We start from the raw sequence: 13532 nt of genomic DNA, 5'->3' as shown, positions 1-13532 counted from the left end.
GAGAAAGAAGACATGACGCAAGCCAATAGCACCGCACTGAAAGACACATCGTGGCAGCAGCTGGTGAATGTTGCGTATTGGAGGTTCTTCGTCAATGCGGCATTGACTGTTTGCGATATGGCCGCGTTTGTGCTCGCTTCGGTGATTGTGCTTATGGCGCGCAATGAGGCGGCGCTGTATTCCGCTCGTTTCCATTTCCATATCAATCTGGCCGTGTATGTGATTGTGTGCGCGCTGATTTGGGCGCTGTGCATGCACAGCGTGGGCGTGTATCACCGGCATGTGATGGGTGACGGCTACCAGCTGAACCTGCTGCTGTTCAAGGGCGCGGTGCTCGCCGGCATTATGGTGTGCGCGGTCGATTATATTCTCAACTCGTATATTTCCCTGCTTTCCACGGCGCTGATCATGGTGTGCGCGCTGCTGATCACCATGGCTGAGCGGTTTGTGATTCGCCGCCTGGTGCTGTTCGGCCGTGAGAAGGGCGCCTACTCGTATGCCACGGTGGTTGTTGGCTCGTGCGAGGGCATTGAGCATGCGTTGCGTTTTCTGAGCCAGAAGCAGCAGTTGAATTACCGCACGGTGGCGGTGTGCCCGATTGGCTTGAATGCGCAGACCGGGCATATTGAGGCTGCCAGCGCACCCGAGGAGTTTATGCAGGAGATTCGCCGGATTGGTGGTAAGGAGATTCCCGTGCTGGCGTATGGCGGCGATCTGGCCGAACGTGCTGTGGCCATGGGCGCACAAACCGTGATGGTGACGGATGTGCTGCAGCGTTTCTCCGACAATTTCAATACGTTTGCGTTGAGTCTTGAATCCATGAACCTGGAGATTGCGCTGGTTACCTCTGCCGCTGATGCGAGCGGCCATGAGACGAATGTGCGTGTGATTCATGGCGCTACGGTGATGACCATCTGTCTGTCGCAGTATTCGCCGGCTGTGATGCTGCAGAAGCGTGTGTTCGACGTTGTGGTCTCGCTGCTCGCATTGGTGGGTACGGCCATCATCACTGTTCCGGTGGCCATTGCCATCAAAGTGACCGATGGCGGGCCGATCTTCTATACGCAGACCCGTGTAGGCCGCCGTGGCAAGCCGTTCAAGATGATTAAGTTCCGTTCCATGGTGGTGAATGCCGACAAGATGAAGGCTGAGCTGGCTGCGGAGACTGGGCAGAAGGGTCGTTTCATTTTCAAGATGAAGGACGATCCGCGAGTCACCAAGGTGGGCAAGTTTATCCGCAAGTTCTCCATCGATGAATTCCCCCAGTTCCTCAATGTGCTCAAGGGAGATATGAGCGTGGTGGGCCCGCGCCCGCCGCTGCCCGAGGAAGTGGCTCAATACAACCAAACATACGCTACCCGTATGCTGGTCAAGCCCGGTATTACCGGCCCCTGGCAGGTGTCAGGCAGATCCAACCTGAGTAAGGAGGAGTCGGAGTCTTTGGATGTCAGCTACGTGCAAAGCTGGTCTGTGTTGGGAGACATAGTGCTGCTTTTCCGCACAGTCGGTGCAGTCATCACTCATAAGGGTGCATACTAATAGCGGGAATAAAAGCGTAACAAAGATTACAAGGGTACCGTGCGCGGTTAAGGCAGTAAGGATTTGAGTTCATTGAAGATTGCATTCATTGGGCATAAACGCATCCCCTCCAGGGAGGGTGGCATTGAGATCGTGGTCGATGAGCTGGCTACGCGAATGGTTGATCGTGGACATCAGGTCATTGCATATAACCGTAGCGGGCATAACGTCGCCGGATCCGAATTCGATGGCGTGGCCAATGGGCACGGCAAACGATTCTCCTATCACGGGGTGAATGTTGTTTCCGTTCCCACCATTGAAGGCAAGGGACTTGCCGCACTATCCTCTTCCTTTTTCGCCACACTACAAGCTATCAAGGCTAAACCGGACGTGATCCACTATCATGCCGAAGGCCCCTGCGTCATGCTGCGTCTGGCGCATTGGGCGGGCATTCGCACGGTAGCGACCATTCATGGTCTTGACTGGCAGCGTGCCAAATGGGGCAAGTTCGCCTCCATGTACCTGAAGCTCGGCGAGCGGACGGCGGCCAGGTGCGCGGACGAGGTGATAGTGCTGAGCCGCGGCGTTCAGGAGTACTTCCAACGGACGTACGGCCGGTCCACGCGTCTGATCCCGAACGGCATCGAGCCGGTGGAGTCGGTGGCTGCGGACCTGATCGCGAAGAAGTGGGGGCTGGTGAAGGACTCCTACGTGCTGTTCCTGGGGCGCATCGTTCCGGAGAAGGGCGTGCATTACCTCATCGACGCGTTCAAGCGCCTGGACACCGGCAAGAGGCTCGTGATCGCTGGCGGCGCATCGGATTCCGCCGAATACTACGAGTCGGTCAGGAAGGCAGCTGGATCGGATCCGCGTATCGTGCTTGCCGGGTTCACGCAGGGCGCGGAGCTGGCGGAACTGTATTCCAACGCGTACGCGTACGTGCTGCCCAGCGATCTGGAGGGCATGCCGATGAGCCTGCTCGAGGCGCTGAGCTACGGGAACTGCTGCCTGACCAGCGACATCCCCGAATGCGCCGACGTGCTCAGGGGCGAAGACGGCGTCATGCACGGCGTGACGTTCCGCGAGGGCGACGTGGACGACCTCGCGGCAAGGCTCCAGGAGCTCCTCGACCACCCAGACACGGTCGCCGCGTTCGGAAAGGACGCAGCCGCATACGTCACCGGCCGCTACAACTGGGACGCCATCACCCGACAAACACTCAACACCTACAAAGGAGAAGATCAATGAGTAATACAGCACTTCCCCTTATCAGTGTTGTTGTGCCTGTTTATAACGTAAAGCCCTATGTTGCTAAATGTCTAGATAGTATTTTGCGACAGACATACACCAACATCGAAATAATTGTCGTCGATGATGGGTCAACCGATGGATCTGAACTCATTTGCGATGATTACTCCAATAAAGACCCACGAATCACGGTAATTCATCAGAGGAATACCGGTCTTGCAGCAGCGCGCAATACCGGTATTGATGCAGCACATGGTGAATACCTAGGCTTTGTGGATAGCGATGACTTCATTGAGCCATTCATGTATGAGAAATTGCTTAATGCAGCCCAAAAGAATAACTGCGTTCTTGCTGTATGCGGTATTAATTATGTATTCGATAACGGTACAGTCATTCCAAAGGCAAATATCGAGCCTGATCAAGTATTTGACTTTCCCGATGCAATCACAGAGATGAACACTTATCGACTGTTCGATATGGGTGCATGGAGCAAGCTCTACAAATCTGAGCTTTTCGATGGCATACGCTTCCCCGTTGGCAAGCTTAGCGAAGATTTCTTTATCATGTTCAAAATCTTTGATCGTGCCCAAAAGGTAGCCTTCGTGTCAGACGCTTGTTACAACTACTACCAGCGGACAAACAGTATTACTAAAAGTAAGAAAATCAATCATGATTTCCTTGAAGCTGCATATAAGCAAATGCGTTATATAGATCGAAACTATCCGTCCTTATCTGTAATTGGACATACTGCATATGCATCTGCAGCGCTGACCGTTTATGACTCATACTTGAAGAATCAAGTACCTTGTCCGGAAGCATTTCGTAAGCAATGTGTTTCCATCATTCAAAACCAAAAACAGTACATTGCACAGGCAAACTACATATCAAAAGCAAAACGTATCCAATTCCATTTATTTTTGATAAATGCAACGTTATATAAAGTCATATTTATGACTTATAAAATACGCAATAAAATCTGATCTATTTTAAATAGGAATAAAAAAACTTGATAATTTAAATAGGAGGTGACTATGTCAACGATATCTAGATTCCATATCACGCAAGAAAAGCTATGCATGATATTATTTGCATTTATATTACTTAGCCGAGCCTCCATTACCACTGAATTCAATTACGTTCCTCTTAATACTACTGCGGTACAGACTTTTTATTCTTTATCTATGTTAGGTCTTTATGTCAGTAAAAAAATAAGTACTAAAAAAATCGGCACTATGCATTGGTCAACGGCATTATCTGCCTTGCTGATTATTTATATAATATTATTCGGTGCTATTTTTGTTAATCCACCGTTAGCGCAATACACGAACGGTATCTTACTCAGGCAAATGCTCTTTCTTATGATCGTGTTTTCAACGGTCTCTGTAACAGTGGCATATCGACTATTCGATAAAATGTTGCTTACAGCATTTTATACATTTTCTTTTATTTTATTTTTCCAGTTTGCTACTCATATAACTGATCTCGGTTTACTTAATCCTTTGACAGTATTCAGTGATTCGAGTCGAGTAAGAGCAGATTATGGTTTTAGCCATTACAATGCTCTAGGAGCATTTTGCGCATGCCATATTATCATTTGGATGATTCTCAAAGCTCGACATCTCATTCCTTTTAAGCATAATATCCTGAATGTGATTGTACTTCTTATAAGTGTTCTCATGCTGTTGGGAAGCGCCTCTCGTAATGCGATTTCAAGTTTGATCGTGTACGCAATCTGCTATGGGTTCATGTCGCTGAAAGAAACACCCAATAGACGTTATTTTAAATTACTTCTTGAATGTCTTCTATTACTTTTCTTGTTTGTTTTCTTTGTGGCAGGAGCTTCCAATATTCCATTAACAGATTTGTTGAATCAATCCAACAGAGAAACATTGTTTGAGGTAGCATTACCAACGTTCTTCTCAAGCACACGTACGATGATAGGACTCGGATTAGCTTCCAGTGAAATTTATGGCATGAACCTAACCCCGTACCCAACATATTGGCTTGACAACAGCTATGTTTATGTACTTGTTACTACTGGTTTTATTGGAATTATTCTATACATTTTAATGATATTGGTCCTATTTATTGGACTAAGACATGTTCAATTGCGTGCAATGCGAAAGCATACAATTTCATTAACAATCATGTGCCTATACTCAGCCCTATTTGAAACAACTTTATTCTGGGCTGGAGTCATGCAAAATTATGTTTATCTTCTCATTCTTCTCGTGGCTATTAGCGGATATTTCAATAATCAATATTCGAATATTTTTTCAAAATCAATTAAGGAGACAATATGACAACGAACGCAGACACCATCGGTATGATGACTTTCCATGCGTCCCACAATAATGGCTCTATGCTTCAGGCTTTGGCGCTTCAACACATTTTAGAAAACCATTTCCACCAAAAGACTGAGTTAATTGATTTTTCCAACCAGGGCCAGCGTAATATGTACGCACCGGTTCCAAAGCCTAAAAACTGGAAACAAGCAATTAAAAGCCTGATTTGGTCCACCAATATGAGTCAAATGAAACACCAGTACGACTCTTATGAAGCATTCGAAAAACGATACTTCCATATGTCCTCTGATACGTATTCTTCAATTGAAGAACTTAAGCCGCTCGCCGATAAGTATAAAGCCTTCATAACCGGAAGTGATCAAGTTTGGAATATCAAGTGCATTGATGCGGATGATGCATACTACCTCTCGTTCGTTAAGGACCGACCCAAATTCGCCTATGCTGTGAGTTTCGGCGCTAACAATCCTTTCATTCTTGAAGGCGATACAAAACGTTATGAGAACTATCTTGAACATTTTGACAAAATTTCTGTTCGAGAAAAGAATGCACAGAAATGGATCAAGGAAGCAACTGGCGTCGAAGTACCTATCTGCCTAGATCCCACCATGCTTCTTGATGAAAGCGAATGGGAACAACTTGTCGACGTTGGTGATACACCTGTTATTAGTGGAGATTATATCTTCTACTACTGTTTCAGCATCACCGAAGAAGTCCAACATTTCCTGAAGTCCATTTCTAAGAAGACCGGAATGCCTGTGTATTTCATGGAAGCAAAAGAATGGACTCTAAAAATGTGCTGGCGTAACGACATTAGACTCATACGCTCTTATGGACCTGACGTTTATATGAATGTGGTCAAGCATGCAAAACTCTTTGTCACAAGTTCGTTCCACGGAACTGCTTTTGGCACAATTTACCGAAAGAACTTCTGGTATATCCGCAGCAAGCATAGCGAGTCCTCGCTCGATGATCGCGCGAGCTCATTCTTAACACAGCTTGGTCTCATGTCACGATACCGTACTATCGCTGAGCTTTCTGCTCTTGATTTGTTTGAACCGGTAGACTATACGCAGTTGCCTGATAAATTAGAGCCACTTCGAATTCATTCGTTCGAGTATCTTCAATCTGTAGTGGATTCATTGAACTAATGTCTCAACACGCATATTTGATTATGGCGCATCAGCATCCTGAGCAATTGAGGATGCTGATGCGATGTTTGGACTACAAGAACAATGACATTTTCTTGCATATTGATGCAAAATATAAAGATTTTGATGGAATTAAGCATCAATTAAGTGCGCAAGTCAGGAATGCCAAGTTAGTAGTTCTTCGCAATCGTGTAGATGTTCGCTGGGGGGATTTTTCGCAAATCGAATGTGAGTTGCGTCTTCTTGAAGCAGCAACATCTGAATCGACCTACTCTTATTATCATCTATTATCTGGCGCCGATTTACCTCTTGCTTCTCAACAGGCCATACATAACTATTTTGATGAGCATCAGGGTACTGAATTCATTCATTTCGATAAACATATCTTGGATCGTTCAACCTATGAACGCGTATCAAAATATGCATTCTTTTCCGGACGTCATAAAAATATTATTGAAAAAACATTATATCGTCTTATATTAACGCTCCAAATAGGGGTTGACCGTGGACGCCGCTATGGCATCAAATATCAAAAAGGCGCCAATTGGTTCAGTATTACTGATGAACTCGCACGATATGTCGTCTCTCAGCGTAAGGAAGTAGAGCATATATTCAAACGCACACGTTGCGGAGATGAATTTATGCTGCAAACCATAGTTGCCAACTCGTATTTTAAGAACAGAATATATACACCAAATTATTGCGATAGTTATGATTCGATTCGTTACTGCATCGATTGGCAACGAGGTAATCCATATACCTTCAGACAAAAAGACTATGGTGCACTTATTTCTTCAGGGATGTTATTTGCCCGGAAGTTTGATTCAGATATTGATCAAAAAATCATTGATATGATTGTTCAATTCGTCACGAAGCAACAGGAAGTTTAGCTCATGTCCTCTCTAAAGAAGAATTTAGCATACAATGTTGCCTACCAAATTCTCGTTATTATTTTACCGCTAATCACCGCTCCATACGTATCACGAGTACTTGGGGCAGATGGACTAGGAACTTATTCCTATATATTTTCCATTGTTACATATTTTGGCTTATTTGGCATGCTTGGAATAGCAAACCATGGCAATCGTAGTGTTGCCCTAGTACGAGATAATAGGCAAAAGGTATCAGAAGCCTTCAGTAATACCTATATTATCCAGTTATGCACCACAGTTATTGCCTTGCTTCTTTATTTTCTTTTTATTTATTGTTGGTTTTCAGGAGATAAAACAATTGCATACATTGAAAGCATAATTGTTTTATCTTATGTCTTAGATATAACTTGGTTTTTCTTTGGCTTAGAACAATTTGCAGTAACAGTCACTAGGAATGCAATTATAAAGATTGCTACTGTAGTGGCAATCTTTATTTTTGTTCGATCCCGCGAAGACCTTTGGATATATGCTCTGATTATGTCATGCGGCATGTTATTTAGTCAAATATATCTTTGGCTCCGTATTCGGAAGTACGCTGATTTCTGTAAACCTTCATGGTCTCAGGTTAAGTCCAATATTAAACCTGTACTGATGCTTTTCATTCCTGCAATTGCATATAGCATATATAAACTATTAGATAAAGTCATGCTTGGCGCAATGTCTTCCATGTCGCAAGTTGGCTTGTTTGATAATGCAGAAAAAATCATTAATATACCATCTAGTCTCATTACGGCATTTGGAACTGTAATGATGCCTCGCATCACTGTTTTGTTGGGAACAGGTGACGAGCATCGCATTTCCTATTTAAATAAAATCTCAGTCAGGTACTTTACCTTACTGGTAGTTGGAGCTGCATTTGGATTAGCTGGAATATGTAATGTACTTGCTCCAGTCTATTTTGGTTCCGAATTCGTTGGCAGTGCGCCGATAATCGCAGGCCTTGGTTTTAGTCTTATATTCGTCACTTGGGCAAATGTCATTCGTACTCAGTATTTAATTCCCAATAAATTAGATAAGCCTTATGTAATTTCCTCAGTTATCGGTGCACTTGCCAACCTTGCAGTAAACATCATACTTATTCCAAAATTCGCCGGTATTGGTGCAATGATTGGAACAATTATTGCTGAATTTACAGTATTTTTTGTACAGCTAATACTTGTTCGTCGATCATTTCCTATGTCGCAATATTTACAGCCAGTTCTTTTCTTGTTCCCAATTGGAATGATAATGTTTGCTGTTGTATATTGGATTGGTGCCTATATGGGCAATACGATCATTACGTTAATTATCCAGATTCTAGTAGGTGGATTCCTATATCTTTCTGGCTCAATGGTGTATCTGAAAGTAATTCATGATGAATTTTTTGAAAAGTTGACCTCACGTATCTTTCATCATGGGCGACATAACGCATAATTTCATTAGTGATTACGAGGACAATAAATGACTTCTAACCCTTTGTTCAGTGTCGTAATTCCCGCTTATAATGCTGGGAGCTCTATTTCCAGTTTAATCAATAAATTTATTAAACAAGATTATGGCCGCATGGAGATAATCGTCGTTGATGACGGATCTCAAGATGATACCTACACCATATGTCAAGTTTTATCCAGTAAACATAGTTGTCTTACTGTTCTGCATCAAGAGAACCAAGGTGTTAGCGCGGCTAGAAACCTCGGTTTACAGCATGCTTCTGGAGACTACATACTATTTGTGGATAGTGATGATGACATATCTACAGAATATGTAGCACGGATTTGTTATCTTTGCGAGCATACTGATGCAGATTTAATTCAAATGAACTGGTTTGAGGGTACGCATCAGAGTGGTTTCATTGATGGTTTATTTGGCATTCAAAGGGGATTCATACCTCTTGACGATTATATCGACACGGTATTGCAACAACGTGTTAATCCTCCGTGGAATAAGATTTATAAGAAATCGATTATCGATGCTTATGGTCTAACATTTAATACAATGCTTTCTATGGGCGAAGATCTTGAATTTGCACTCAAGTATCTTGAGCATGTCTCGACGGTATATATGTCATCAGATAAAGTCTATTATTACATTATTAATCCTAATGGGGTTTGCGCAAAAGCGTCACTTTCTTATTTTGCCGATATTCATATTGTTCTCATGGCAATGAAACGTATCATTAAGGTAAAGAACACACAAAAGAATCATCAGCATTATGCTGATGATTCTTTTGTGGCATCTGTTTTTCGTTTTATTGGAGGATGTGTGATACAAGGCATATCTTTCACGAATATATATCGCGCGTTGTCCACTAGCGGCGTACGTAAAGATTTGAAAAAAATGAGTAATCTATCTTTTCCTGCTCGTATTCGATGGCTTTTAATTCGTTTGAACTTATATCATCTCATTGCTGCGCTCTACGCAGCAAAAAATAGAAACGGCATACGTATATAACACCTTTGAAAAGGATAGGAAAAATGATTCACACAAAGGAAGATCTCAAAAGATATCTCTATGCAGACCGGGAAGCTCAGCCACCTCACCCAAACATTATATTGCGTCATTTTGACCCTATTTATAGAATAAAAACTTTAATACGATTATGTGAATATCATTTTAACCTTTCCTCAAACTCTTTCTATCATAAAGTTGCTTATTATTGCCGCAAGTTATAGCTTAAAAGACTAGAAGATAGGTTTTGTTCTGAATTTGCTATTAATGTATTTGATGAAGGATTGGTGATTTGGCATCCGCAGAGGATAATTATTAATCCTAATGCTAAAGTTGGAAAACATTGCAGCATATCTAGTGGCGTTGTCATTGCACAGGCTCATAACATGTGCCCCACAATTGGGGATAATGTTGAGTTGATGATAGATTGCGCTGTTTTAGGTAACATACATATCGCTAATAATGTTCGTATAGGAGCCAAGACATTAGTCATCAAAAACATTAATGCTGTCAATACAACATGGGCTGGTATTCCAGCAAAAAAGATTAGCGATAAAGGCACAATAGAAACTCCTATCCCTCGTCCTACCGCACATCTATAAACCTAGAAAGGCACTATTTACCAATTCTGATGGACATTCAAACGATTGTCATTGGTCTTCTGGCCTACCTTCATCTGATTTTTTGGAGGCTGTGGTGCGGTGGAAATCTGGCACCAACACCCACTGCCAAACATCACGAATAATCATCCGCAGCCATCGCCGCCAGCGGCGTCGCCGCCGAAGCCGAAGTCCTAGCCAACCGATATGCCGATATGGCAGCTAGGGAACGCCGCGAAACCAGACTCGCCATCCTTGCTGCCACCGTCATCGTCGGCACCGTCATCTTTGTCTGCCGGAATAAAGACGGCGGCATAGAGGTCGACACAGCAAAGTATTACCTAAATTCTTCATCATGTGTAAATTAGAGGGCACGACGAGCGCGTGGATTGGCAACGGTGTGTTGGACTGTTCCTGGAGGGTCTTTCCTTGTTGCGTGAACTCCACGGGACTCATGTAATCGAGGGTCGAGTGGAGCCGCTGGTGGTCGTACCACCACACGTACCTGTTCAGGTCCGAGCGCAGCCGTTCCACGCTCGTGCAGACGTTGTCGTACATGAGTTCCTTCCTGATGAGACGGTCGGTGGATTCCACCACCGCGTTGTCGTACGGGCTGCCGGGCCTGGAAAGGGAACGCGTGATACCGAACTCGGCGAGCATGCGCTCCATCCTTTCGCCGGCGAACCCGCCGCCGCGGTCCGTGCGGAGCACCTGGATGTCCGTCAGGGGGAAGCGCGGCGCGGCGAACGCGGCCAGCACGAGGTCGGTGTCGTGCCCGACTTCCACGGAATGGCCGGCGATCTGCCGGTTGGCCAGGCCGCCGGGCAGGCAGACGTACGACCATGAGGCACCGACCCTCACGTAGGCCGGGTCGGAGGCCAGATGGGTGCGCGGCGCATAGCCATTGAACTCGCGGGCGAGGATGTTGGGAGCCGGGTCGTCGTTCGGCCTGGCCGGGCGTGGCCTGTAGGCGGCCTTGGAATAGGAGCCGGCCATGCCGTTCCCCTTCATGATCCGGTTGATGCGGCGCCTGGAGAGCGCCACGCCCCCTGCCCCAGGGCGTGCTTGATCTTCCCGGCCCCGTACACCCTGCCGCTGTCGCGCTACACGCGCTCCACGTCCTTGTCATAAGGGTCGATGCGCTCGGTCTCGGGGTGTCCGATCATCCAGCAGCAGGTCGACTTGGCAACGCCCAGGATCCTGCACTGCGCCGATATCGGGCAGCGGCCGGCGTCGGACCGTACCGTGCCTGCCTTCGTGCGAATACCGGCGCCGCCTGTTCTGAAACATCCACTTCCATCTCCAACCGGCGGTTGCGTTTCCTCGGCTCGATCAGCTCGTTCCACCCGGACGTCCGGTTGTCCGCGGCCCGGGTGGAGCCGCTGTCGCGGATGCCCTGGACCCAGCGCCGCGGGGCCGATCGCGCGATGTCGTACCCGGCCCTGATCTGCGACGGCGGCTTGCCGTTCTCGTACGACTGCACGATCCGCCGTTTGAACGCCTCGTCGTAGCGGCGGGGATGTTTCGGGCCGGCCATCGTCGGCCTCCGATCTCATGTCATTCGTCCCTCATCGGACTGTCTAACACATTGTAGCCAATCCAGGCCTGGTAGACCGTCTCCGCGCATACGTGCATGCCCTTATTATCGGGGAAGTCCGCCCTGAGCCTGCCGGCGATCTGCTCGGGGCTCCAATGCGCCCTCAGCCCGTCGCGGATGCCCGGGTTCTAAATAGAAGCGCAACACCTTCTTGAGTTAGGACTTGAACACTTCCAACCATAGAACAGGTGTTGCGCTTCTATATAGAACCCGGGGTTACTGTGCCGTCGGTTTCGTTTGTATATGCTGTACGGAGACATTGACAGCGTAAGGATGCAGGCAGCTGCTGTGACGGCTGCCTGCATGATAGTTATGGACTTGTAATGGGTGAGCATATCTCTAGTCTAGGTCGCTTTGCATCACGCATTCACGACTTGTTGAACACGCTCCTTGTTCGAGACCGATGAAGCCGATGCTGCTGTCGATGCCGATGCGGCCTTCGGAGCAGTACCCGTCAGCGAAACGGTCTTCGGCAATAGTAATTGCAGCAGAATCGCCGCCGTGCCGCCGACCGCAATGCCGGAGGAGAGGAAGAACTGCACGAACTGCGGTGCAGCGGATACTACGTCATCAGGCAGAATCATCGTGCTCGCGCCGCACATCACAGCGACGCCAAGAATCAGTGTGGCGCGGTCGTCAAGCACGGTATCTTTAACCATCTTGATGCCGTTGGCAATCAAAGTCATGGCGACCATTGCAAATACGCCGTTGATTACGGGTGTGGGCAGCGAGGTGATGATGGCCATCAGCTTGGGGCAGAAACCGAGTACTACCAGAATCGTGCCGCCCGCAATCATGGCCCTGCGGCTGGCGACCTTGGTGATAGCGATCAGACCGGCGTTGGACGAATATCCGGTCATCGGAGTGCCGCCGAAGCATGCGCCGACCAAGCAGCCTAGGCCCTCGCCGATGGTGCCGCGATCGATGCGTCGGTCATTGAGGTCAGCGCCGGTGATGGCTTTGACAGTGAACCAGGTGCCGGTTGTATCAAGCATGACGAATAGGTAGACGACCACCATCAGCAGGCAGGCGCTCAAATTAAATTGTGGCAGGTCGAAGTGGAAAGGTTGCGGCAGCGCGAACCAGGCCGCGTTGGAAACGGAGCTGAAATCGGCTCCGCCCATTGTCACGGCGACCAGTGTGCCCACAACAAGCGCGATGATTACTGAACACATGTGCAGGAGTCCGCTGTTTTTCAGGCAATATTGCAGCACCATGCACAGTAGCAGCACCACAAAGGTGACGGAACCGCTTATTGCATTGACGGTCAAGTTGCCAGTAGTGCTGAACACTCCGGTAACTGCAGTCGGCACCAGGGTCAAACCGACGATAAGGATGATGATGCCGCCGATGAACGGAGGAATCGCTTTGCGAATAAACTTGGAGAATAGCTTGGTCACGCCGAGCAGGATGACGATAAGCGCACCCGGAATGAGGCTGCCGATCATGGTTGGAATGCCCATGGTCGCTCCAATCATGCATAGCGCGCCGAGTGGAACATATGAAGGACCTTGCGCGATGGGGTACTTCATGAACATGCCGCTTTGCAGGAGCGTGGCGATGCCGCATGCGAAGAAGCTCATCTGCAGGAAGAACGACAGGTTCCCTCCCTGCAATCCGATGGCTCCTCCGAGGATGAGCGGCATGATGTACAGATCCATAGACAGAATGTGTTGCAATCCCAGAACGATGGATTTGCCGACCGGAATTTTGTCGTCGATTCCCGCGACGAGTTGTGGGGCTTCTTCTTTGCTCAT

The 13532-nt window shown here is 47.2% G+C and carries 12 protein-coding genes; 9 read left to right on the top strand and 3 right to left on the bottom strand.

The features are described from left to right. The first annotated feature begins 12 nt into the window (after positions 1 to 12). From BBAG_RS05320 to BBAG_RS08325, 9 genes are all read left to right on the top strand, one after another. Complete coding sequence (locus tag BBAG_RS05320; protein WP_033508399.1) at positions 13 to 1539, top strand: sugar transferase; 1527 nt, start codon at positions 13 to 15, stop codon at positions 1537 to 1539. Positions 1540 to 1611: 72 nt separating this feature from the next. Further along, complete coding sequence (locus BBAG_RS05315; RefSeq protein WP_003826808.1) at positions 1612 to 2766, top strand: glycosyltransferase family 4 protein; 1155 nt, start codon at positions 1612 to 1614, stop codon at positions 2764 to 2766. After that, the gene (locus tag BBAG_RS05310) at positions 2763 to 3746 is read left to right on the top strand and encodes a glycosyltransferase family 2 protein (RefSeq protein ID WP_003826807.1); all 984 of its coding nucleotides are present in this window, start codon (positions 2763 to 2765) and stop codon (positions 3744 to 3746) included. The genes BBAG_RS05315 and BBAG_RS05310 overlap by 4 nt, the downstream gene beginning before the upstream one ends. A gap of 51 nt (positions 3747 to 3797) precedes the next feature. Beyond that, the gene (locus BBAG_RS08335; protein WP_003826806.1) at positions 3798 to 5069 is read left to right on the top strand and encodes an O-antigen ligase family protein; all 1272 of its coding nucleotides are present in this window, start codon (positions 3798 to 3800) and stop codon (positions 5067 to 5069) included. Next, positions 5066 to 6220 carry a polysaccharide pyruvyl transferase family protein gene (locus tag BBAG_RS05305; protein WP_003826803.1) on the top strand — a complete coding sequence of 385 codons (1155 nt, stop codon included), beginning with the start codon at positions 5066 to 5068 and terminating at the stop codon, positions 6218 to 6220. Before BBAG_RS08335 ends, BBAG_RS05305 begins: the two co-directional genes overlap by 4 nt. 23 nt (positions 6221 to 6243) lie before the next feature. Next, a complete protein-coding gene (locus tag BBAG_RS08330; protein WP_080704343.1) occupies positions 6244 to 7110 on the top strand; it encodes a beta-1,6-N-acetylglucosaminyltransferase in 867 nt (288 codons plus the stop codon). A gap of 3 nt (positions 7111 to 7113) precedes the next feature. Beyond that, positions 7114 to 8565: a flippase gene (locus tag BBAG_RS05295; protein ID WP_033508395.1), complete on the top strand. Its 1452-nt coding sequence runs from the start codon at positions 7114 to 7116 to the stop codon at positions 8563 to 8565. Positions 8566 to 8592: 27 nt separating this feature from the next. Beyond that, positions 8593 to 9582 carry a glycosyltransferase family 2 protein gene (locus tag BBAG_RS08220; RefSeq protein WP_033508393.1) on the top strand — a complete coding sequence of 330 codons (990 nt, stop codon included), beginning with the start codon at positions 8593 to 8595 and terminating at the stop codon, positions 9580 to 9582. Positions 9583 to 9866: 284 nt separating this feature from the next. Beyond that, the gene (locus BBAG_RS08325; protein ID WP_081930092.1) at positions 9867 to 10181 is read left to right on the top strand and encodes an LbetaH domain-containing protein; all 315 of its coding nucleotides are present in this window, start codon (positions 9867 to 9869) and stop codon (positions 10179 to 10181) included. Between the two features lie 279 nt (positions 10182 to 10460). Here BBAG_RS08325 and BBAG_RS08500 read toward each other — a convergent pair whose 3' ends face one another. The 3 genes from BBAG_RS08500 to BBAG_RS05280 form a co-directional block, all read right to left on the bottom strand. Continuing rightward, positions 10461 to 11189: an integrase core domain-containing protein gene (locus BBAG_RS08500; RefSeq protein WP_003826792.1), complete on the bottom strand. Its 729-nt coding sequence runs from the start codon at positions 11187 to 11189 to the stop codon at positions 10461 to 10463. 151 nt (positions 11190 to 11340) lie between these two features. Next, positions 11341 to 11715, bottom strand: a complete 375-nt coding sequence (locus BBAG_RS08125; RefSeq protein ID WP_003826791.1) for a transposase — start codon at positions 11713 to 11715, stop codon at positions 11341 to 11343. 419 nt (positions 11716 to 12134) lie between these two features. Next, the gene (locus BBAG_RS05280) at positions 12135 to 13532 is read right to left on the bottom strand and encodes a uracil-xanthine permease family protein (protein ID WP_003826790.1); all 1398 of its coding nucleotides are present in this window, start codon (positions 13530 to 13532) and stop codon (positions 12135 to 12137) included.

The sequence above is a fragment of the Bifidobacterium angulatum DSM 20098 = JCM 7096 genome (genome assembly GCF_001025155.1).
GTDB lineage: Bacteria > Actinomycetota > Actinomycetes > Actinomycetales > Bifidobacteriaceae > Bifidobacterium > Bifidobacterium angulatum.
Note: the sequence above shows the minus strand (reverse complement) of the source record. Positions and strands in the feature narration are given on the sequence as shown.

Bases quoted from the DNA above. Each gene is read 5' to 3' on its own strand.
- BBAG_RS05310 (WP_003826807.1), top strand. From the start codon at position 2,763: ATGAGTAATACAGCACTTCCCCTTATCAGTGTTGTTGTGCCTGTTTAT.
- BBAG_RS05295 (WP_033508395.1), top strand. From the start codon at position 7,114: ATGTCCTCTCTAAAGAAGAATTTAGCATACAATGTTGCCTACCAAATT.
- BBAG_RS08500 (WP_003826792.1), bottom strand. From the start codon at position 11,189: ATGAAGGGGAACGGCATGGCCGGCTCCTATTCCAAGGCCGCCTACAGG.
- BBAG_RS08125 (WP_003826791.1), bottom strand. From the start codon at position 11,715: ATGGCCGGCCCGAAACATCCCCGCCGCTACGACGAGGCGTTCAAACGG.
- BBAG_RS08220 (WP_033508393.1), top strand. From the start codon at position 8,593: ATGACTTCTAACCCTTTGTTCAGTGTCGTAATTCCCGCTTATAATGCT.
- BBAG_RS05305 (WP_003826803.1), top strand. From the start codon at position 5,066: ATGACAACGAACGCAGACACCATCGGTATGATGACTTTCCATGCGTCC.
- BBAG_RS08335 (WP_003826806.1), top strand. From the start codon at position 3,798: ATGTCAACGATATCTAGATTCCATATCACGCAAGAAAAGCTATGCATG.
- BBAG_RS05320 (WP_033508399.1), top strand. From the start codon at position 13: ATGACGCAAGCCAATAGCACCGCACTGAAAGACACATCGTGGCAGCAG.
- BBAG_RS05280 (WP_003826790.1), bottom strand. From the start codon at position 13,532: ATGAGCAAAGAAGAAGCCCCACAACTCGTCGCGGGAATCGACGACAAA.
- BBAG_RS08330 (WP_080704343.1), top strand. From the start codon at position 6,244: ATGGCGCATCAGCATCCTGAGCAATTGAGGATGCTGATGCGATGTTTG.